This is a genomic window from Maribacter sp. Asnod1-A12, assembly GCF_045063735.1.
In the GTDB taxonomy this organism is placed as follows: domain Bacteria; phylum Bacteroidota; class Bacteroidia; order Flavobacteriales; family Flavobacteriaceae; genus Maribacter.
The window spans coordinates 1,039,681-1,059,434 of the sequence record NZ_JBEFNZ010000006.1; the positions used below are offsets into that span (position 1 = coordinate 1,039,681).

At 34.9% G+C, this 19,754-nt stretch carries 19 protein-coding genes; 14 read left to right on the forward strand and 5 right to left on the reverse strand.

Annotated features, from left to right (window positions below; genetic code table 11):
* Positions 1-5: 5 nt before the first annotated feature.
* Positions 6-2,594 carry a cyclic nucleotide-binding domain-containing protein gene (locus ACJJVP_RS04295; RefSeq protein WP_405411044.1) on the reverse strand — a complete coding sequence of 863 codons (2,589 nt, stop codon included), beginning with the start codon at positions 2,592-2,594 and terminating at the stop codon, positions 6-8.
* 203 nt (positions 2,595-2,797) lie between these two features.
* On the opposite strand from ACJJVP_RS04295, the gene ACJJVP_RS04300 reads away from it, so the two are divergent.
* The 9 genes from ACJJVP_RS04300 (at position 2,798) to ACJJVP_RS04340 (ending at position 10,028) form a co-directional block, all read left to right on the forward strand.
* Positions 2,798-5,953 (forward strand): WD40/YVTN/BNR-like repeat-containing protein, encoded by a 3,156-nt coding sequence (locus ACJJVP_RS04300; RefSeq protein ID WP_405411045.1) that lies wholly within the window; start codon positions 2,798-2,800, stop codon positions 5,951-5,953.
* A gap of 7 nt (positions 5,954-5,960) precedes the next feature.
* Positions 5,961-6,533 carry a pentapeptide repeat-containing protein gene (locus ACJJVP_RS04305; RefSeq protein ID WP_405411048.1) on the forward strand — a complete coding sequence of 191 codons (573 nt, stop codon included), beginning with the start codon at positions 5,961-5,963 and terminating at the stop codon, positions 6,531-6,533.
* A 36-nt stretch (positions 6,534-6,569) separates the two neighbouring features.
* Positions 6,570-7,136, forward strand: coding sequence for a hypothetical protein (locus ACJJVP_RS04310; protein ID WP_405411050.1), 567 nt, complete (start codon positions 6,570-6,572; stop codon positions 7,134-7,136).
* Positions 7,137-7,138: 2 nt separating this feature from the next.
* Positions 7,139-7,357, forward strand: a complete 219-nt coding sequence (locus tag ACJJVP_RS04315; protein WP_405411051.1) for a DUF6500 family protein — start codon at positions 7,139-7,141, stop codon at positions 7,355-7,357.
* Between the two features lie 7 nt (positions 7,358-7,364).
* On the forward strand, positions 7,365-7,922 hold the full coding sequence (locus ACJJVP_RS04320) for a hypothetical protein (RefSeq protein WP_405411053.1): 558 nt from the start codon (positions 7,365-7,367) through the stop codon (positions 7,920-7,922).
* A gap of 208 nt (positions 7,923-8,130) precedes the next feature.
* A complete protein-coding gene (locus tag ACJJVP_RS04325; protein ID WP_405411055.1) occupies positions 8,131-8,640 on the forward strand; it encodes an outer membrane beta-barrel protein in 510 nt (169 codons plus the stop codon).
* 104 nt (positions 8,641-8,744) lie between these two features.
* On the forward strand, positions 8,745-9,134 hold the full coding sequence (locus ACJJVP_RS04330; RefSeq protein WP_405411056.1) for a VOC family protein: 390 nt from the start codon (positions 8,745-8,747) through the stop codon (positions 9,132-9,134).
* Positions 9,135-9,185: 51 nt separating this feature from the next.
* Entirely contained in the window at positions 9,186-9,677 is a 492-nt protein-coding gene (locus tag ACJJVP_RS04335; protein ID WP_405411057.1) for a DUF6265 family protein, read from the forward strand.
* Positions 9,678-10,028 carry a hypothetical protein gene (locus ACJJVP_RS04340; protein WP_405411059.1) on the forward strand — a complete coding sequence of 117 codons (351 nt, stop codon included), beginning with the start codon at positions 9,678-9,680 and terminating at the stop codon, positions 10,026-10,028.
* 57 nt (positions 10,029-10,085) lie between these two features.
* On the opposite strand, the gene ACJJVP_RS04345 is transcribed toward ACJJVP_RS04340, so the two are convergent.
* Positions 10,086-10,550 carry a CBS domain-containing protein gene (locus tag ACJJVP_RS04345; RefSeq protein WP_405411062.1) on the reverse strand — a complete coding sequence of 155 codons (465 nt, stop codon included), beginning with the start codon at positions 10,548-10,550 and terminating at the stop codon, positions 10,086-10,088.
* A 120-nt stretch (positions 10,551-10,670) separates the two neighbouring features.
* On the opposite strand from ACJJVP_RS04345, the gene ACJJVP_RS04350 reads away from it, so the two are divergent.
* The 4 genes from ACJJVP_RS04350 (at position 10,671) to ACJJVP_RS04365 (ending at position 15,093) form a co-directional block, all read left to right on the forward strand.
* Positions 10,671-12,953, forward strand: coding sequence for a M28 family peptidase (locus tag ACJJVP_RS04350; RefSeq protein WP_405411064.1), 2,283 nt, complete (start codon positions 10,671-10,673; stop codon positions 12,951-12,953).
* The gene (locus ACJJVP_RS04355) at positions 12,946-13,752 is read left to right on the forward strand and encodes an SDR family oxidoreductase (protein WP_405411067.1); all 807 of its coding nucleotides are present in this window, start codon (positions 12,946-12,948) and stop codon (positions 13,750-13,752) included. Before ACJJVP_RS04350 ends, ACJJVP_RS04355 begins: the two co-directional genes overlap by 8 nt.
* Before the next feature lie 125 nt (positions 13,753-13,877).
* On the forward strand, positions 13,878-14,252 hold the full coding sequence (locus ACJJVP_RS04360; protein ID WP_036151420.1) for a hypothetical protein: 375 nt from the start codon (positions 13,878-13,880) through the stop codon (positions 14,250-14,252).
* Positions 14,253-14,388: 136 nt separating this feature from the next.
* On the forward strand, positions 14,389-15,093 hold the full coding sequence (locus ACJJVP_RS04365; protein ID WP_405411069.1) for a tetratricopeptide repeat protein: 705 nt from the start codon (positions 14,389-14,391) through the stop codon (positions 15,091-15,093).
* A gap of 140 nt (positions 15,094-15,233) precedes the next feature.
* On the opposite strand, the gene ACJJVP_RS04370 is transcribed toward ACJJVP_RS04365, so the two are convergent.
* Complete coding sequence (locus ACJJVP_RS04370) at positions 15,234-15,713, reverse strand: hypothetical protein (RefSeq protein WP_405411072.1); 480 nt, start codon at positions 15,711-15,713, stop codon at positions 15,234-15,236.
* A gap of 84 nt (positions 15,714-15,797) precedes the next feature.
* On the opposite strand from ACJJVP_RS04370, the gene ACJJVP_RS04375 reads away from it, so the two are divergent.
* Positions 15,798-16,745 (forward strand): NAD-dependent epimerase/dehydratase family protein, encoded by a 948-nt coding sequence (locus ACJJVP_RS04375; RefSeq protein WP_405411074.1) that lies wholly within the window; start codon positions 15,798-15,800, stop codon positions 16,743-16,745.
* A gap of 19 nt (positions 16,746-16,764) precedes the next feature.
* Here the strand turns inward: ACJJVP_RS04375 and rimK are convergent, their stop codons facing one another.
* On the reverse strand, positions 16,765-18,135 hold the full coding sequence (rimK, locus tag ACJJVP_RS04380; RefSeq protein WP_405411076.1) for a 30S ribosomal protein S6--L-glutamate ligase: 1,371 nt from the start codon (positions 18,133-18,135) through the stop codon (positions 16,765-16,767).
* A gap of 37 nt (positions 18,136-18,172) precedes the next feature.
* Positions 18,173-19,699, reverse strand: coding sequence for a bifunctional GNAT family N-acetyltransferase/carbon-nitrogen hydrolase family protein (locus tag ACJJVP_RS04385; RefSeq protein ID WP_405411078.1), 1,527 nt, complete (start codon positions 19,697-19,699; stop codon positions 18,173-18,175).
* Positions 19,700-19,754 lie beyond the last annotated feature (55 nt).

Below are 19,754 nucleotides of genomic sequence, written 5' to 3' on the forward strand. Positions count from 1 at the left end.
TTAATCTATAATTGATTTTCAAGCTCAAGGCTATCCGCTGCTTGCAGTGCTTTCTTAATTGCAGTACTCCACAGTGCATAGCCTTGTTTGTTTAAATGCAATCCGTCAGAAAGATACAATTCCGGTATCGGTCTATTATCAGTAGTAATCATTTGTGCGAATACATTGATGTATTGTGCATTTAGTTCGGTGATAAAATACTTGGACAACATTAAATTAGTTTCCATTATTAACGGAATTAAAGCTTCTCGCTCTACACTAGGTTTAAGACTGATCAATGCCAATTCTACATCAGGATATTTATCTTGAATCAATCCTACTAATTCCATACATCCAGAAAGAACCTCTTGCGGAGTTTTACCACTATTCAAATCATTCTCTCCTGCATACAGTACTATTTTAGACGGATTAGCTTCTGTAAATATCTCATCAAAATAATGAATACACCAAGCGAATGTAGATCCACCAAAACCAAGATTCACCACATTAAAAGGACTAAGATCTCGCTTCATATTTACCCATAAACGTACCGATGAACTTCCGTAGAAAGCTATCAAGTTTTCTTGGGTAGGTAATTTAGCTACGCGTCTTTTAAGTCGTTTTATTTCATTGCACCAAATAGCAGGTGGCTCTTCTAAATTATCAGCACCCGAACTAGATACATTTAACTGTTCAGCTCTTTCAATAGCTTCTTTGACATAGCCCTGGTATTCTAATTGGTATTGCTCCATAAAAGCATATAAATCTTTATTGCTTTTAGAAGGTACTTTTTCACTTAGCAAAAAAGGTTCTTTAATGGCACAGTAGTATAAAGATTTACCAATTCTATGATCAAAATTTACCATGACTACAGGTATTATATACGGCTCTGGATCCGTATGCAATGCCAATTTAAAAGCGCCCATTTTAAAAGGACCGGGAGATTCATCTGTTCTGTAAGAGGTGCCTTCAGGGCTTATAATTAAGTTGTATTTCTGTTTTAAATGTTTAGATGCTTCACTGTAAAAAATACTTCTTGCCTCTTCTTTTCTATTACTAGAAGTTTCATCAGATTCTTTGGTATATACATTTATATAGCCAAGGTTGTCGTAGTAATTCTGATGACCGTATTCTTGTCCCTGCCCTATTCTAACTGTTCTAATACCAGGTTCCTCGTATTTTTTATACAAAACCATGGCACTTAGAAAATGAGAATCTAAGGTAATCTGAAAATTATTATTTAATGTATAATGTGGGTCATTGATTAAGTGGTTATAAATAAAAATGTTACCGGTATCATTAGGCAAATTATCCCATCCTTCAATAATATAGGGTACGTTTTTAAACACCTTCATGGTCAACTCAGCGCAAACCTTTCTATTTTGCTCAGCATCTTTACTGTTCTTTTCTGCTACATTCTCATAAATCTGCTGTAAACCGCTTATAAACTCATGCTCTTTTTGATCTTCGCCCAGCAGTTCTAAACTTAATGAGGCAATATGCCGTTCTAGTGCAGTACCATTTTTAACCAAACCTGTTAAGGCATCATAGGCAAACTGTTTGGTGGTATTACTTTTTAATAGATGTGGCACTTGGTGCAATGGTGATGATAATAATAGTCGCGATTTATTATTCTTTATCAATTGATACACGGCCTGCAGATTGTGCTTGCCCAACAAGCCAACATAACGTACAAAAGCAGCATTTAGCTGATTGCCCATAAGCCACAATAATCGCTGATAAAATTGACCTTCAAAAGCATCATCAATTTGAAACAATTTCATTAAATCGCCTTCAGGAATAAAATAAGCAGAGGTCTTCGTGTTTGTAATAGCAGAGCAAATATCTTTCTCCTTCAATAGGCATGACCACCCAAATACAAAGCCGGAATTTTTAATGGAGCGCTGTTTAATTTCGATTGTGTTCTCTATTCGCTTAATGGTAACTTCTCCGTGAATGAGAATAAACAACCCATTACTAGAACCGTCTTGTACATATAAAACCTCATCGGGTTCATATTCCCTACGTTCTGCCAATGCAGCTAAAGCCATTAAATTTTTCTCTTCAAAATAATCCAAAAAAGGAGAGCGTCGCATTAAAGAAACAATCTCTTCTTGTTCAGAAACGGGAGAAATAAAAAACTGTCGGTCTTCAACAAAAGGCTGAAACCTTACGGGACTCAATAATTCGGTTTGCTTCGTTAGGGCAGTATGCAATACACGGTACAATTTTGAACCAATATTTTTCAGTAAAATATTCTGATGCCCTTTTTTTAAATATGTGTCTAGCTCATGAAATGGAATTTCAAAAAATGATGCTTTTGGTGATGCAACCGTAGCTTTATATGTAAATCTTTTGGGCGTATTGAATCCGTTTAAACCAATAGTAGAAAAAGGTTCTGAGTTTTGACAAACGAGAATATCACTTTCAGGATTATCGAGTGAAATGTAATAGTTGACACTACCTTCTATAAGCCATCTAAACGTTCTTACTTTTTTATGAATATAACTGATGGCATATCCTTTAGCGTATGTTTTTAACGCTCCGTTCGGGAAATATTCTTTTAATTTTTCAGTAGTTATTTCTTGCTTTAAAACTCTATTTTGGTGTATCATACTCCACCTAACTTAACCAGATAAAAGCGAAAAAAAAAGGACTGCCAACATTAAAACCAATTTGTCATTTTAGCAAATTGATATTGGTTAAAACCATAAAATTCACCCCCTTAAACTTAGAATAACCAAATTCAATTTATAGACTATCATTTTACACAGCCTTTTATTATCTTCCCTATTCAACAACTAATACAGACCACACCATGAAAATCATCAGACTTTTGCTCGTGCTCGTCATTATGGCACCGCTAGCATTACAATCTCAGCGAAGAAAAAGTAAAATCACCCAACCTACCGTTAAACTAGAAGACTCTCTTTTTACAGGCTTAAAATGGAGAAATATTGGTCCGTTTAGAGGTGGTAGAAGTGTAGCCTCAACCGGTGTCTTAGGTCAGCCCATGGTCTATTATATGGGAACCGTTGGTGGCGGAATATGGAAAACCACGGATGACGGAATTACATGGAAGAATATTTCTGACGGATTCTTAAAAACCGCTACTGTAGGTGCAATCTCCGTTTCTGAAAGTAACCCAAATATCGTAATCGCAGGTATGGGCGAACATGCAGCCCGTGGTGTGATGACCTCAATGGGCGACGGCGTATACAAATCTACCGATGCAGGGAAAACTTGGAAAAACATGGGGCTTGATGAAACTAGACATATATCTGATATTATTATAGACCCTACAAATCCCGATATCATTTTTGTATCCGCACAAGGCGCCCAATATGGACCTTCTTCTCAACGAGGAATCTATAAGTCTACAGATGGCGGTGACACTTGGAAAAATGTATTGTTCGTTGATACCATAACCGGGGCTTCTGCTTTATCTATGGATATGACCAACCCTACCATTTTATATGCAGCTATGTGGCAACACAGACGTTTTCCTTGGACGATGGAATCTGGTGGAAAGAACTCAGGCATTTACAAATCGACCGATAGTGGAGAAACATGGGAACAATTAAAAGAAGGGTTACCTAAAGAAATGGGTAAAGCAGGTATTTCCGTTTCTAGAGCCAACCCAGAGCGTGTATTTGCTGTAATAGAAGCAGAGGGAGAAAAAGGCGGCGTATACCGCTCTGATGATGCTGGTAAAAAATGGACTTTAATGAATAAAGACCGTATCAATATTACACGTTCTTGGTATTACATGGAGATTTTTGCAGACACTCAAAATGAAGATATCGTTTACGTATTAAATGCACCTGTAACAAAATCAATAGATGGTGGAAAATCTTTTTCACCCCTACCAACACCACATGGCGATAATCATGATTTATGGATAGACCCAATGAACAACAAACGTATGATCAACTCTAATGATGGAGGATCGAATGTTTCTAATAACGGTGGTAAAAGTTGGAGCACACAAGAGAACCAAAATACAGCACAATTCTACAGGGTAATTACAGATAATCTAGTACCCTATAATGTCTATGGCGGGCAACAAGACAACTCTACCGTTGCGATTGCCTCTAGAACAAATGATCGTGGTATCGACTGGAAAGATTGGTATGCCGTTGCTGGTGGCGAAAGTGCATTTTTAGCCTTTGACCCAGATAATCCTGAATTGATATATGGTGGGACATACCAAGGTAATATTGATAAGTGGGATGCAAATACCAAAGAATCTAAACCTATTAAAGAATACCCTGAATTGGGCTTAAGTATATCGCCAGAAAATGCAAAGTACCGTTACAATTGGAATGCCCCGATTATCACCTCGCCACATGACAGAAAAACCATTTATCATGGTGGTAATGTTGTTTTCAAATCAACAGATGAAGGTCAAAGTTGGTCGGTTATAAGTCCGGATCTAACAAGAGATGAAAAAGACAAACATGGTCTTGGCGGTGGTCCGTTTACCAATGAAGCTGCTGGTGGTGAAATATATAACACCCTAACTTACTTGACAGAATCTCCACATGAAGAGGGTGTTATTTGGTCTGGTAGTGATGATGGACTAGTTCATGTAACCAAAGACGGTGGCGCAAACTGGGTAAATGTTACACCCACTGGTGCCAAAAATGGTATCATTAACAGTATTGAAGTGTCGCCTCATGACCCAGCAACAGCTTACATTGTTTTGATGCGATACAAGTCAATGGATTTTGCCAACTACATCTACAAAACAACAGATTACGGAACCACTTGGACAAAAATTACCAATGGTATAACAGGCGATAATACATTCACTAGAGTTGTACGTGCAGATAAAAAAGTAAAAGGATTGCTTTACGCAGGTACAGAAACTGGCTTATATATTTCCATAGATGATGGTTTACACTGGCAGCCATTGCAATTAAATTTACCCTTAACTCCTATTAATGATTTAGTTATTCAAGACAATGATTTGGTTGCTGCAACGGCTGGTCGTGCATTTTGGATTTTAGATGACTTAGCTGCTATACAGAATAGCACTACCCCAAAACAAGAGCTAAATATTTTCAAACCAAAGGACACGTATTTGTTCATTGGAGGTTCTAGTGAAAAACCAGTTCCTGGTTTGGGCAGCAATCCAAAAAGCGGAGTAACTTTCGATTATTATTTAAGCGAAGCACAAGACAGTACCGAATTAAAATTAGAAGTACTGAAAGACGGTGAGGTAATTAGAACCATAACCAACCAAAAAGACAAAAAATTTAAATCTTGGCCAGGCGGTCCGGCAAAGCCAGCTATTCTAGCTTCAAAAAAAGGATATAACCGTTTTACTTGGGATTTTAAAAGAGAGCCTTTACCTGCAGTGGACAAGGTTTTTGTTCTTGGCGGATTAAACGGTTCTACTGTTGGTCCTGGTGATTATAAGTTAAAATTGACCTTAAGCGAGCAAACAGCAGAAACTACCGTAACTATTTTACCACACCCAAAAGTAGAGGCTAGCATGGCAGACTATGCAGAGCAACAAACAATGATGAAAACCATTGAAGCTACCGTAATAGAAATACATAATGCTGTAAACGATATGCAGTCGGCAAAATCGCAATTAAAACAATATGATAAATTACTTACAGATAATGAAAAAGCAGAAGCGTTATTAACACAAGGCGATTCTTTAACAAAACGCATTACAACATGGCAAGAAAATCTAATTCAGCCTAACCAGAAAACCTTTCAAGATGTGATTAATTTTGAAAATAAACTGAATTCACAATTATTGAATTTAAGAGGTTATATTGATGCTTCAAACCCAAAGGTTACCGCTGGTGCAAAAGAGAGATTAAAAGATCTATTAGCAATGTGGAATACCTTTAAAACAGAGCATAATGCGATTATCAATACCGAAATGAAAGCGTATAATACGATGTTTAAGAGTTTAGAAATACCTGCAATCATTTTACCACAGGCACAAAACTAAAATAGAATTGGAAAAATTAATACTAGATCAAACTTTTAAAGGTCAAAATTATACAGCCACCAGACTACCCAGAGCGGAGTATGAGAATTGCATTTTTGAAAGTTGTGATTTTTCTAAGGGATATGTAGACAACCAAACCTTCTTAGAGTGTGAGTTTATAGATTGTAATTTGAGCAATGCAAATGTTGTAAATACCACGTTCAAAGATGTGAAATTTTCGCACTGTAAACTTATGGGGTTAGCTTTTAATACCTGCAATACTTTTTTAATGGACTTTTCCTTTTTTGACTGCAATTTAAGTTTCTCCCTTTTTACCGATTTGAAACTGATGAATCAGGTTTTTGTTTCTTGTAAAATGGAAGAAGTAGATTTTGGAGATTGCGACTTAAGCAAATCAAAATTTGATGAATGCAATCTAGAACGTGCTATTTTCTCAAGAACCAATCTTGAAAAATCGGATTTTAGTTCGGCAATAAATTTCAGTATTGACCCTGATAATAATTCTATGTCAGGAGCCATATTCTCGAAAGATAATTTAACGGGGTTGTTACAAAAACACAAATTGAAGATACTAAATTAAGTAAACCCCTAATTTAAGACTACCTAAATTTTCAATATGAAATTGAATCGAAAAATTTTTATCGCATATCTATTTATAGTGTTTTCAGCTTGTAATGAAGAGGAACCAAACTATTTTAATTTAGCTGAAAAATCATTTTCTAAATCTAATTATGTATTAGCAAAAAATCAATTGAACATGTTGAAATCTAATCATAAAGATTATGAAAAGGCTAGGACACTTATTAAAAAAATTGATAGTATAGAAAAGAATCTTTTACTTGAAAGAATTAAATCTGATTCGATTTTTACTAATAAAAAACAACTGTTATGGACTAAGCATGCTGGAAATTACATAGTCAACGTTAGCGATACAAATTCGATAGAATTCGCTGAAATCTATGTTCTTTCAGATGATGGAAATGCAAAATGGATGTGGGTATACAATCCATATAGCAAGAAACCGACTGTTGATCAAACAAAGAATGGAGTATGGTCAATAATTGATGACGAACTAATTATCTCAATAGAAAATTCCAAAGAGACTTATGAAAATTTCAATGGAGTGAGGAGAGAAAAATCCCTGACTAAAAGATTTTTAACTGAAATTAATCAAGAATTTTAAAAATGAACCAAGCAATTAAAGGAAAAATCATTGAAGTCTGTGATGCCAAAATCGCAGCTAAAGGAGAAAATGTAGGACTATCGTTCTATGCATTCTTCAAAAACAAAAATGACAATCCTGAACTTTTGATGGAAGTTGCTCAATGGTGGATTTTAGAACACAAATTAGACCATTTTGAAAAAGCGGTGAAAATCAAAAAGATGGTAGAATCGTTAAACTAAAGAAATAATGAAAAACACATTTCTTATTCTATTCGTAATAGGATTATTGTTCGGTTGCGGCAATAAGGAGTTAAGTCATAAGGAAACTGTTACTACATATTATAAAGTTTTTGATTCTGGCGACTTCGAAAAGCTAAAAACAGTAATTCATGATAGTATTACATTAATTTCCGGTGATTTTTTAATGCCGTTTGATAAGGATAGTTTCAATGAATTCTATAAATGGGATTCCATTTTTAAGCCGTCATATGAAATACTTGAATTGGTTGAAGATAACGATCACCTTATTGCGACCATCAGTCAAAAGAATATTCGCAATGCCTTTTTAAAGAACAATCCGCTTAAGCTGAATGTTAGAGTCTCTTTTACTTCAAGCAAAATAACAAAACTTGAAGAGCTAGATTATATAGATGTTAATTGGAAAGAATGGAATCAACAGAAAGATTCTTTAGTGAATTGGATAAAAATAAACCACCCAAAACTAGATGGTTTTGTAAATGACCTAACTATGACTGGAGCAAAAAATTATTTGAAGGCGATTGAATTATATGAGGGTCGGGAATAGTTAGGAGTTCATAAATGTTGCTATAATAAGTCTAAGAAATTGTTATTTGGATGTTGGTCTTACTAGCAACTACCATAAATTTCAACTTATATAATTAGACTATTAATAAACATTAACAATTAAAATAATTAATTATCTTTCGCAGATATTTACAATTTAATCATCACAAACAACATTAATTAACTAATTGTTTATCAAAACATTAACCATGAAAAAAATCACTTTATTATTAGCCTTATTTACACTTGGCTTTACGTACGCACAATCACCATTAGAGGAAGGAGCCTTACAAGCAAATGCAGGAGTCGGTTTCTCAGGATGGGGAGTTCCGATCTATGCAGGATTAGAATATGGTGTAGCACCGAATATTTCTGTTGGTGGAGAATTATCTTATCAAACTTACAACCACGGTAGTGGTTTTGGCGGCGACTACAAGAGTTCAATTTTTGGAATTACAGGAAATGGTAATTATCACTTTAATGAGGTCTTTGAAATTCCAAGTCAGTGGGATTTATATGCAGGAGCTAATCTGACCTATTATAGCTGGTCTACTAAAATTAACGGTAGTACTGTTGATTATGGTGGTGCCGATAGTTTCGGTATAGGTTTACAAGTTGGTGGTCGCTATTTCTTCGATGACAACTTTGCAATCAACCTTCAAATTGGTGGAGGAAATGTTGTAAGTGGTGGTAGAATCGGAATTACTTATAAGTTATAAGAACACTTTTTATAGTATTACAGGGGTGGTTTACAAGTTTGTAAACCACCTTTTTTGTTTTATAAATTTTCTAGCTAACATACTTTTAGAAAAATAGTTCTAAATTGAAACCAATGAACAAAGTACACCACACCGCTATCATCTGCTCTAATTACCAAGTTTCTAAACAATTTTATACCGAAGTTTTAGGCTTAGAGATTATTCGAGAAGTTTATCGAGAAAAACGACAATCTTACAAATTAGATTTGGCGTTACAAGGGGAGTATGTTATTGAATTGTTCTCTTTCCCAGACCCACCAAAAAGACCATCTAGACCAGAGTCATGTGGTTTGCGTCATATAGCATTTGAAGTAGACAATTTAGAAAATATTATTGCACATTGTAAAAAACACGATGTAATAGCAGAACCTATTCGTATAGATGAATTTACCAATAAGCGATTCACTTTCATTGCCGACCCAGACGACTTACCAATAGAGTTTTATGAAAAGTAAGCAAAGCCGTATGTAAACGTTTAATTTGTATCTTGTTGAAAATACTAGAACATGAAATTATTACTGCCTTTGTTACTATCATCAATATGTTTACTTCAGGCACAAAACACAGTTTCTTTTGAAGAAGGCATGACGAGTCCAGCTGCGACTATTAGCAGCATAGATTGGCTTGCAGGACATTGGAAAGGAGAAGCTTTTGGAGGTATTGCCGAAGAAATATGGAGCCCGCCTGCAGATGGTTCAATGATGTTTTCTTTTAGATTACTTGATAAAGGTGACGTAAGCTTTTATGAATTCGGTCACCTTATCGAGACAGATCAAACACTCATCTTACAATTAAAACATTTTGATGCCAATTTAAGCGGCTGGGAAGAAAAGGACGAGAATATTGATTTTAGGTTGGTAAAAGTTGAGGGAAATCGATTTTACTTCGATGATTTCACTATTGAATATATATCTGACAAGGAAATAAATATGTATGTGGAAGTTGGTGAAGAAGATGGGTCTTCAAGTGAAATAAAATTTAATTACCACAGGCAGTAAATGAAAAAGAAATGTTTAGAATGTGAAAAAGAGGTTATAGGTAGAATAGATAAAAAATTCTGCAATGACTACTGTCGCAATTCCTATAATAACAAAGTAAATCCCGACAGTAAAAATCTCATAAGAAACATTAATAATAGGCTACGAAAAAATTACAAAATTTTAGATAGTTACAAATTAACAGAAGGAAAAACCAAAACCACTCGCACTCGATTAATCGATAAAGGTTTTGACTTTGATTATGTGACCAACCTTTACACAACAAAAAAAGGCACCACTTACTATTTTCTATATGATTTAGGTTACCTACCATTAGACAATGATTTCTATATGATTGTGAAGAGAGAATAGTTGCTTGTTGGTTGAGACTTTTTTCAAGCTTACTTCTTACTTCATACTTTACAATTTCTATTTCCAATTATGTCCACTTAATTTGAGTGCTGCAACGACTATATCTTTTCTACTAATTTGACCCACTAAAATATCATTTTTCATTACGGGTAATCTTCTTCTATTGTGTTGAGCAAAAATACCTGCCGCATCGAAAATTGAAATGTCATGAGGAATAGTTTCAACTGACTTAGTCATAAAATTTTCTACACTCTTATCTAAAATAGGTTGATTGAAGTACCTACTTTCAGAAATCTGCTTCATACAATCGGCCTCAGAAATGATACCAACAAGAAATCCATTTTTATCCAAAACGGGTCCACCAGAAATATGATGTTTTGCAAATTTTTCCATTACAGCTAAAATTGACTCATCTGGCGAAAAAGTGATTAACTTAGTAGTCATGTAATCAGCGACCAAAATAGGAGCTTCAAATTCTTTTTTAAATACTTTTCTAACGCCTTGAAAGCTTTTGATTCCCATGATAGTTTATTTAGAGGTTGATTACTAAAGATAATAAATAAAACGAAATTTGCTAATAATATTCGTTATACAGTATTATATACTTAATATTTTATGAAATTTTAAAAGAATATCGTAATCATGAAAAAGACACCAACCGTTCTAACCTTACTTCTTATTATTCTTGCCACATATTGGAGTTTTAGAGTACTTCTACCACAATATAATGAGGGTGAAACAGTCGTAGACACCGAATTTTCTACCGATAGAGCCTTGCAACATGTAAAAGAAATATCAAAAGAACCACATGGTGTCGGTTTTCCTGCACACACAACGGTACGTAATTATATTACTGCAGAACTTCAAAAGTTAGGTTTGGAAACTTCTTTGCAAGAAGGCTATACCGCTGGTGATTGGGGTAATTTAAGTAAAGCAGAAAATGTATTGGCTAGAATTAAAGGAAGTGAATCTGGTAAGGCCTTATTACTGCTAAGTCATTATGATAGTAATCCGCATTCTTCATTAGGCGCTAGTGATGCAGGTAGTGGTGTTGCTACAATTCTAGAGGGCGTAAGGGCTTTTTTAAAGACTAATACCACACCTAAAAACGATATTATAATTCTCATATCTGATGCTGAAGAATTAGGTCTTAACGGTGCAGATCTATTTGTAGACAAACATGAATGGCTGAAAGATGTTGGCTTGGTTTTAAATTTTGAAGCTCGTGGTAGTGGCGGACCAAGTTATATGTTAATGGAGACCAATAGAGGAAATAGTAAATTGATTACTGAATTTATAGCTGCAAATCCTGAGTTTCCAGTAGCAAATTCACTTGCCTATAGTATTTATAAGATGTTACCCAATGATACGGATCTAACCGTATTTAGAGAAGATGGCGATGTAGAAGGGTTCAACTTTGCGTTTATTGATGATCACTTCGATTACCATACCCAAATAGACAATTATGAAAGATTAGATAGAAACACGCTGGCTCACCAAGGTAGTTATTTAATACCATTATTAACCTATTTCAGTAATGCTGACATCAGTAACTTAAAAAGCCTTGATGATAGCGTATATTTCAATGTACCTTTCTTTAAAATGGTTTCCTATCCGTTTAGTTGGATCATACCCATGCTTGTCATTGCCATTCTCTTTTTCATCCTATTATTAGTATCAGGGTTTCGAAAAAAAGTCCTAAATGGAAAAGATATTTTAAAAGGGTTTATTCCCGTACTCTTTACCTTAATAGTAAACGGAGTTGTAGGGTACTTTAGTTGGCAGTTTTTAAAATGGCTATACCCAAGCTATAAAGATATTTTACATGGTTTCACTTATAATGGCCATGCTTATATCTTTGCGTTTACCCTATTTTCATTAGGTACTTGTTTTTATGCATACTATAAGTTCAAGGTAATTAAAACCGCAAATTTATTGGTAGCCCCGTTCATAATTTGGATTATCATTTGTGGACTAGTGGCTGTGTATTTACAAGGAGCCGCATTTTTCATTATACCTTTATATAGCTTTTTAGTTGCCTTTTACGTGCATATAAATCAAAAGAATCCGAATCCGTTTTTACTGGTATTTCTTGGTATTCCGGCATTATTTATATTCGCACCCTTCGTGAAAATGTTTCCGGTTGGCTTAGGTCTCAAAATGTTAGTGGCTACTACTCTATTGACGACATTAATCTTTTTTTTATTACTTCCCTTGGTGACCAAATACAGAAAAAAAGGTGCATTGGCATTTCTAAGTTTCTTGTTGTTTGCAGGCTTTATGGCATCTGCGCATATGAACTCTGGCTTTACCAACGATAGACCGAAACCAACTAGCTTACTATATGTTTTAGATACCGATGAAAATAAAGGGAAATGGGCAACTTATGAGCACCGTCCATCTGACTGGACTTCGCAATACATCACTAAAAAAGCTGCAGATACTCTTCTTTCAAAAAAGACCATAAGTAGCAAATACGGCTCTAATTTTACGTTTACAAATGAAGCTCCGTTAAAGAATGTGCCAAAACCAACTATTGAGGTCCAACTAGATACTATAGTAAATAATATGCGCACAGTTCGTTTATGTATTACTCCGAACAGACCTATAAACCGTTTGGAAGTTTTTACCAATGCTGTTGACATTCAAAAGGCAGATGTAAATGGAATAGAATTGTCTGAGCATTTTCTTAAAAATAGGTATGGAGGTAGACTGATTACACATTACATCAGTGATAAAAATTACACCGACATTACGCTACAAGTACCAGTGGAACAAGAATTGGAACTTACCATATATGAAGCTTCTAATGATTTACTTACAAATGGATTATTCACGATACCAAAGCGAAAAGAAAATGAAATACCCATGCCTTTTGTATTGAACGACGCCATATTAACTATACAAAAAGTGAAATTTGAATAAGAAAATAGGCGTAATTGGTTGTGGATGGATGGGTTTACCATTGGCTGAAAGTTTAATAGCAAGTGGTTATAAAGTCAATGGAACTTCTACATCTGATGAGAAAATATCGATCTTAAAAGAAAAAGGCATTACACCGTTTAAAATAGCTTTATCCGAGAATGATATCAAAGGCGATATTGATTCATTTCTTGATTCGGTATCAGTGCTAGTTATAAATATTCCGCCCAAGTTAAGAGGAAATGGTCCTAAAGAAAGTTACATTGCAAAAATTACATTATTGCACGAGGCTATTAAAAAATCGGCAGTAAAGAATATCATATTTGCAAGTAGCACGGCAGTTTATGGTGATACAGAAGGTATAGTTACCGAGAAAACGGCACCTAACCCCACTACGGAATCTGGCATACAATTGGTACAATGCGAAGACCTTTTAAAAAGCGATAATGATTTAAATACAACCATTATCCGTTTTGGAGGATTAATTGGTCCGAACAGACATCCTGTAACTATGTTATCAGGCAGAGAAAACCTTAAAGGTGGTAACGCTCCCGTCAACCTAATTCATTTAAATGATTGTATCGGAATAATAAAAAGAATTATTGAATACGACCATTACAATGATGTGATGAATGCCGTTTATCCTGAGCATCCAACAAAAAAAGAATATTATACCAAACAAGCTGCTAAAAGAAGTATACCAGCACCACAATACGATGTTACTGGCAAAAATCAAAAAATAGTATCATTTTGTAGTATTTTTCTTATTAATAAATATGACTTTCTTACACCTATAAACTAACCCTACACAACACTTAGCTTCCCTTTCACAACAAATACCCAAAAACAGCGTTAATATATTGTTGATTTTCAACTACTTATCGACGTATGACATACCTTTGTATAACAATATAAAACCATAATATTATGAAGAAAGATAAATTACGGGAGAGGGTTTTAGTTGAATTAGAGAAGCTCATCTCCCTAAGTTGCAAGAACCCAAACGGTTCTAAAAAGTACGAAGAATTACATATTGCGTTATTGAAAAAATACTATAATGCAACAAGCGTAACTATAGACTATCATCGCCATAGAATTAAAATGGAAGTAATAGAAGACGATAGCCTTTATGATCCTAAAACGGTAAATACTTATTTACCAACATTTTACACGAACTTACTATTTAACAACTTATGTAAGTTTCTAATTTCATGTGTTGAAAAAGACAACAAGAGTATTGGCTTTTATACACAGCTTTTAAATTCTTTTAAAAAATCTAATAATAGATTGGAATTAGCTTAAGAATCTAAAAACTATTGACGTTTAAAAAAGGTGACCTGTAGGTCACCTTTTTTCATTTCTAACATTTAAACCTTTCCTTAACAAGATCATACAGATTATTTTAATAGTTTAGCGCACTTTAAAAAGAACAAGAAAGATGAAAAAATCAGTTTTAATAGTTGTAGCTGCCGTATTATTCTCAGGTAGTTATGGATATTCACAGACCAAATCAGAATTACTAACGCATTACGAAGCATTTTACGACCAAATGCGATTACAAGGCGATGTTGATGGCGTCATCAATGCCTTAACGCATTTAAATATATTATCCCCTTCTCAGCAACGTAATGATACCCTTGCTTATATTTATGCAAATGACAATCAACACTTACAAGCTTTAAACATTATAGGAATCGAGAAAGTAGATTCTGATTCTAATTTAGCCATTCAAGTAAAAGCGGTTTCTTTAAAAGCTTTAAACCAGCCAAAAAGAGCTTTAGAACAATTTGAAGCTTTGTATGCCAGAGAACCAAATGCATACCTTGCCTATGAACTAGCAGATCTTAAAGTACAAACAGGTGATAATGTTGGTGCAATGAAACATGTTGAATATGGTATTACAAACGCTACAGATGATATGAAATATGCTTTTTACGAGCGTCAGCAACCATACGAAGTTCCTTTAAAAGCGGCTTTTATTCACGTGAAGGCTCTTATTCAGTATAACATGGATAAAAGCAATATTGACCAAGCAATCGCTACTTTAGACGAAGCATTGGCAATTGACCCAAATTTTAACTTAGCTAGTTTAAGTAAGCAAGCATTGTCCTCTAGAAAAGATGCTCCAGAGGAGAAAAAATAATAGCGAAATATTATTGAAAATAGAAAAGGCGAATCAGAAGATTCGCCTTTTCTATTTCTTTATTTTAAATTCCTTATATCAAGTTTATCTTCGTCGTTCACTTGGGCAATAGTAAGCAGTTCAACAAAATTAGAAATACCCTAATTATCTTCATTTTTAATTAATTCATCTGGTAAGGTATTATTAACTACTACATTAAACTGATTTCTTAAATCATTATAAGCGGTAATCATTTGAACAATAGATGCTTTAGGGTTTTGTCTATACTCTAAGTCTCCTTTAGTTTTTAAGATAAAAGTTTTTAACAATTTCTGTCTACCCTTAACATGTTGAATATCAAATTTAACAGGATATTTACCCTCTTCCATTTTCTTTTGATTCTCTATCAACTCATCTACAACAAACTGAAAATCTTCTATATTCTCAGAAGTATATATTTTATCAAAACTTTTTTCTAATGCATTATATTCTAGCCAATCATTTAAGATGTTTTGTGCCTTCGCATCGACACTAATTTTCACTGGCAGACTATCTGTAGTTTCTTCCCAACGAGTTTCATGAATACTGGCTTTTTCTTCAACAGCATCTTTACAAGACGCAGCCAATAGAACGATTGACAAAAAAAAGATAATTTTGGACATAAGCGAATGTACAAATTTTAAGAAAAGGTATCTTTATCTCAAATTCATTTAACGCAAATTTTAATGCCAAAATATATATTGATTATTGGAGCCTGTGGCCAAATAGGAACGGAATTAACCTTAACTCTAAGGGAAAAACACGGCGGTGACCACATTATTGCCAGTGACATTAGAGAAGGTAATGATGAATTAATGGCCTCTGGACCTTTTGAAATTTTAGATGCTACCAATTATGATGCATTAGAAGAGGTTATCGCCTATTACGATATCTGTGAAGTCTATTTAATGGCCGCTATGTTAAGTGCTACGGCAGAGAAATTTCCCATGCGTGCTTGGAATTTGAACATGAACACGCTTTTCAATGTATTGAATTTAGCAAAAGAGAAAAAAATAGATAAAATTTTCTGGCCATCCAGTATTGCCGTTTTTGGACCCAATACTCCAAAAGAAGATACTCCACAAAATACCATTATGGAACCAAGTACCGTGTACGGCATAAGTAAGCAAAGTGGAGAACGCTGGTGCGAATATTATTATAATAAATTTAATGTAGATGTACGCAGCATTCGTTACCCAGGGCTTATTAGTTGGAAAACCATGCCAGGCGGCGGAACTACAGATTATGCAGTAGAAATCTACCATAAAGCACTTTCTGAGGGCTCATACACTTGCTTTCTAGAAGAAGACACTAAATTACCAATGATGTTCATGGACGATGCCATACGTGCCACTTTGCAGATTATGGAAGCATCTGAAGAGAATATTAAAGAACGTTCTGCCTACAATTTAGCTGCTATGAGTTTTACGCCAAAAGAAATGGCGGAAAGTATTAAAGCTATAATTCCTGAATTCAACATAGCCTACGAGCCAGACTTTAGACAAGAGATCGCTAACTCATGGCCAAGCAGTATTGATGATAGCAATGCGCAACAAGATTGGAATTGGAAAGCGGAATTTGACCTTGAAAAGACAACAAAAGCAATGTTAGAAAATTTGAAGAACAGGGTTTAGCCTGTTCTTCAAATTATTTTTAACCTACAAACTTCAATCGTTTTTCAATTGCCATAATCATAGCATTGGCAATGTCTTTACCTGTAGCATTTTCTATACCCTCTAAACCTGGTGAAGAGTTTACCTCTAACAGTAAAGGTCCTTTATTGGAACGTATAATATCTACACCTGCAACGGCAAGGTTCAATACCTTTGCTGCCTTCAGAGCCAATTTCTTTTCATCTGCAGTGATTTTAATAATCGATGCTTTGCCTCCTTGGTGAATATTAGCTCTAAACTCTCCTTTTTGAGCTTGGCGCTGCATACTTGCCACTACTCTACCATTTACTACGAAACAACGAATATCCTGTCCGTTTGCTTCTTTAATAAACTCCTGTACTAAAATGTTGGTATTAACACTTTTAAAAGCGTTTATTACACTTTCTGCAGCCTTATTGGTTTCTGCTAGAACAACACCTTTACCTTGCGTACTTTCCAGAAGTTTAATAATTAATGGCGCACCGTTGACCATTTTGATCAGGTCTTTGGTATCCATCGGTGATTTTGCAAATCCGGTTATGGGTATATGAATATCATGATTAGAAAATAACTGAGAAGCGAACAACTTATCCCTTGACTGTGTAATTGCTTCAGATGAGTTTTGACAATAGACTCCTAAATTATTGAATTGACGAATTAAGGCACAACCATAAAAAGTTACAGAAGGCTTAATTCTAGGAATAACGGCATCATACTCTTTTAGAATGATTCCGCCTCTATAACGTATCTCTGGGGAATGAGCATCGAGCTTCATATAGGCTTGCTCAACATTTAAAAAATGTATTTCATGTCCACGAGCCTCTGCAGCTTCTACTATTCTTTTATTACTGTATAAGTTTGGATTACTTGCTAAGAGTGCAATTTTTAACCCTGTTTTCTCCTTGAAATAGGGAGTATATAGCTTATTGACTTCGCTGTCTTCAAATGATTGTAGTTGATAATTTACAGCAGGATTGACTACAAAGCGCTCGTTTAAAGCTTCTCTACCCAATAACATACGAAACTCCATTGTATCTCTATTCGCCAGGGTCAGTTCAATATCAAAAGTATCTTCACCAATAGTCACCGGAGTTTTAATGACCAAACGTTCTTCAGAAATACCCGATGAACTTTTTACCATACGTCGCGCAACTAATCGTGCTTGGCATTCAATGGCAATACTGCGATTTTCTTGTAGCGGACTCACCTCAAACTTTACCCATTCTTGTCCGTTTCTAGTAACAATCTTTAAATTGGTAGCTTGTATGGAAGATGTTTTTGCCCCAGAATCAACCCTGGCTTTTATCGCTGGGATACCCAAATCATTAAACACACACCACTCTTCACTACCTACTATCTTTAAATTATCCAATTTTGTTTGTTTTTGACCCCTAAATATAGAAGCTTTCTTATTTCTTTTTTAACTCAAATAAATCTGTTCTTCTATCGCGAAGGTTACGTACTGCCCCAAACTGATTTAGTTCTCTAAGTAAACTAATGTCCACATCGGCAATTAAAATCATTTCGGTATTTGGTGTTGCCTCTGCTTTAATTCCGTTGGTCGGAAAAGAGAAATCACATGGGGTAAATACCATAGATTGTGCAAACTGAATATCCATATTCTGAACATTAGGTAAGTTACCTACACTACCAGCAATAGCCACATAACATTCGTTTTCTATTGCTCTTGCCTGAGCACAATTACGAACTCTAGAATAGCCATTTTGTGTATCTGTCAAGAAAGGTACAAACAAAATATCCATACCCTCATCTGCCAATAAACGACTTAATTCAGGAAATTCTGAATCATAACAAACCAACACCCCTATTTTACCACAATCGGTATCAAAAGCCTTTAATTGATTACCACCTTGCATACCCCAAACCTTAGCCTCATCTGGTGTTACATGCAGTTTCTCATAACGCTCCATACTACCATCTCTCCGGCATAGATACCCCACATTATACAAACGACCATCAATCATTTCGGGCATACTACCCGTAATGATATTGATATTATAGGAAATCGAAAATTCTGAAAATTTCTGTGCAATTGCCTGTGTATGTTTTGCCAGCTCTCTAATAGCATCTGGAGTAGACATATGATTGTTAACCGCCATTAAGGGTGCATTAAAGAACTCCGGAAACAATGCAAAATCGGAACGATATCCAGAAACAGCATCTATAAAATATTCTGCCTGCTCTAATAGCTCGTCCAAATCTTTATAAGGTCTCATTTGCCACTGAATCAACCCTAAACGAATTACGGTTTTCTTAGTTGCAGCTTTCTTAGAGGGTTTTTGGTAATAAATATTATCCCACTCCATCAAAATAGCGAAATCTTGCGATGCCTTATCCCCATCTAAATAGCCTTTCATCACTTTTGCAGGATGAAAATCGTTACTAATTTGAAAATTCAGGACAGGATCTTGAATCTCTTTTCTACGCACCTTATCGATATATTCCTTTGGTGACAATTCTGATGCATATGAATGATAATTAGGCATACGACCACCAAATACAATACTCTTTAAGTTCAACTTCTCACAAAGTTCTTTTCTATAATCATATAAACGTCTCCCTAGGCGCAAACCTCTAAAGCTCGGTTTTATAAACACTTCAATACCGTAAAGCACATCGCCTTCATCATCATGAGTATCAAAACTGTACTTACCGGTAATTTGTTCATAGGTATGGCTGTCATCAAAAGCATCATAATCTACCACAATGGATAAGGCTACTCCTGCCAATTGCCCATTGATCTTGATAACGACCTGACCTTCTGGAAATTTATCGATCAAAGATTTTATATGTTCCTCTTTCCAATATGAACCGGGCATATTTGCATAGGCAGAAATCATAGCAGTTTTCAGTTCTTGATAATCATCAAGATCTAAAAACTTTAATTCAATATTTTCAATTTCGTCGATTTTCATTTATCTGTTGTAAGTACAACGATATTTAGTTTAATTTTTATGTGTGATTCATTTT

What these genes read in the sequence shown, in the direction of transcription:
- ACJJVP_RS04295 (WP_405411044.1), bottom strand. Translation starts at nt 2,594, where the DNA reads ATGATACACCAAAATAGAGTTTTAAAGCAAGAAATAACTACTGAAAAA.
- ACJJVP_RS04300 (WP_405411045.1), top strand. Translation starts at nt 2,798, where the DNA reads ATGAAAATCATCAGACTTTTGCTCGTGCTCGTCATTATGGCACCGCTA.
- ACJJVP_RS04310 (WP_405411050.1), top strand. Translation starts at nt 6,570, where the DNA reads ATGAAATTGAATCGAAAAATTTTTATCGCATATCTATTTATAGTGTTT.
- ACJJVP_RS04315 (WP_405411051.1), top strand. Translation starts at nt 7,139, where the DNA reads ATGAACCAAGCAATTAAAGGAAAAATCATTGAAGTCTGTGATGCCAAA.
- ACJJVP_RS04320 (WP_405411053.1), top strand. Translation starts at nt 7,365, where the DNA reads ATGAAAAACACATTTCTTATTCTATTCGTAATAGGATTATTGTTCGGT.
- ACJJVP_RS04325 (WP_405411055.1), top strand. Translation starts at nt 8,131, where the DNA reads ATGAAAAAAATCACTTTATTATTAGCCTTATTTACACTTGGCTTTACG.
- ACJJVP_RS04335 (WP_405411057.1), top strand. Translation starts at nt 9,186, where the DNA reads ATGAAATTATTACTGCCTTTGTTACTATCATCAATATGTTTACTTCAG.
- ACJJVP_RS04340 (WP_405411059.1), top strand. Translation starts at nt 9,678, where the DNA reads ATGAAAAAGAAATGTTTAGAATGTGAAAAAGAGGTTATAGGTAGAATA.
- ACJJVP_RS04345 (WP_405411062.1), bottom strand. Translation starts at nt 10,550, where the DNA reads ATGGGAATCAAAAGCTTTCAAGGCGTTAGAAAAGTATTTAAAAAAGAA.
- ACJJVP_RS04350 (WP_405411064.1), top strand. Translation starts at nt 10,671, where the DNA reads ATGAAAAAGACACCAACCGTTCTAACCTTACTTCTTATTATTCTTGCC.
- ACJJVP_RS04360 (WP_036151420.1), top strand. Translation starts at nt 13,878, where the DNA reads ATGAAGAAAGATAAATTACGGGAGAGGGTTTTAGTTGAATTAGAGAAG.
- ACJJVP_RS04365 (WP_405411069.1), top strand. Translation starts at nt 14,389, where the DNA reads ATGAAAAAATCAGTTTTAATAGTTGTAGCTGCCGTATTATTCTCAGGT.
- ACJJVP_RS04375 (WP_405411074.1), top strand. Translation starts at nt 15,798, where the DNA reads ATGCCAAAATATATATTGATTATTGGAGCCTGTGGCCAAATAGGAACG.
- ACJJVP_RS04385 (WP_405411078.1), bottom strand. Translation starts at nt 19,699, where the DNA reads ATGAAAATCGACGAAATTGAAAATATTGAATTAAAGTTTTTAGATCTT.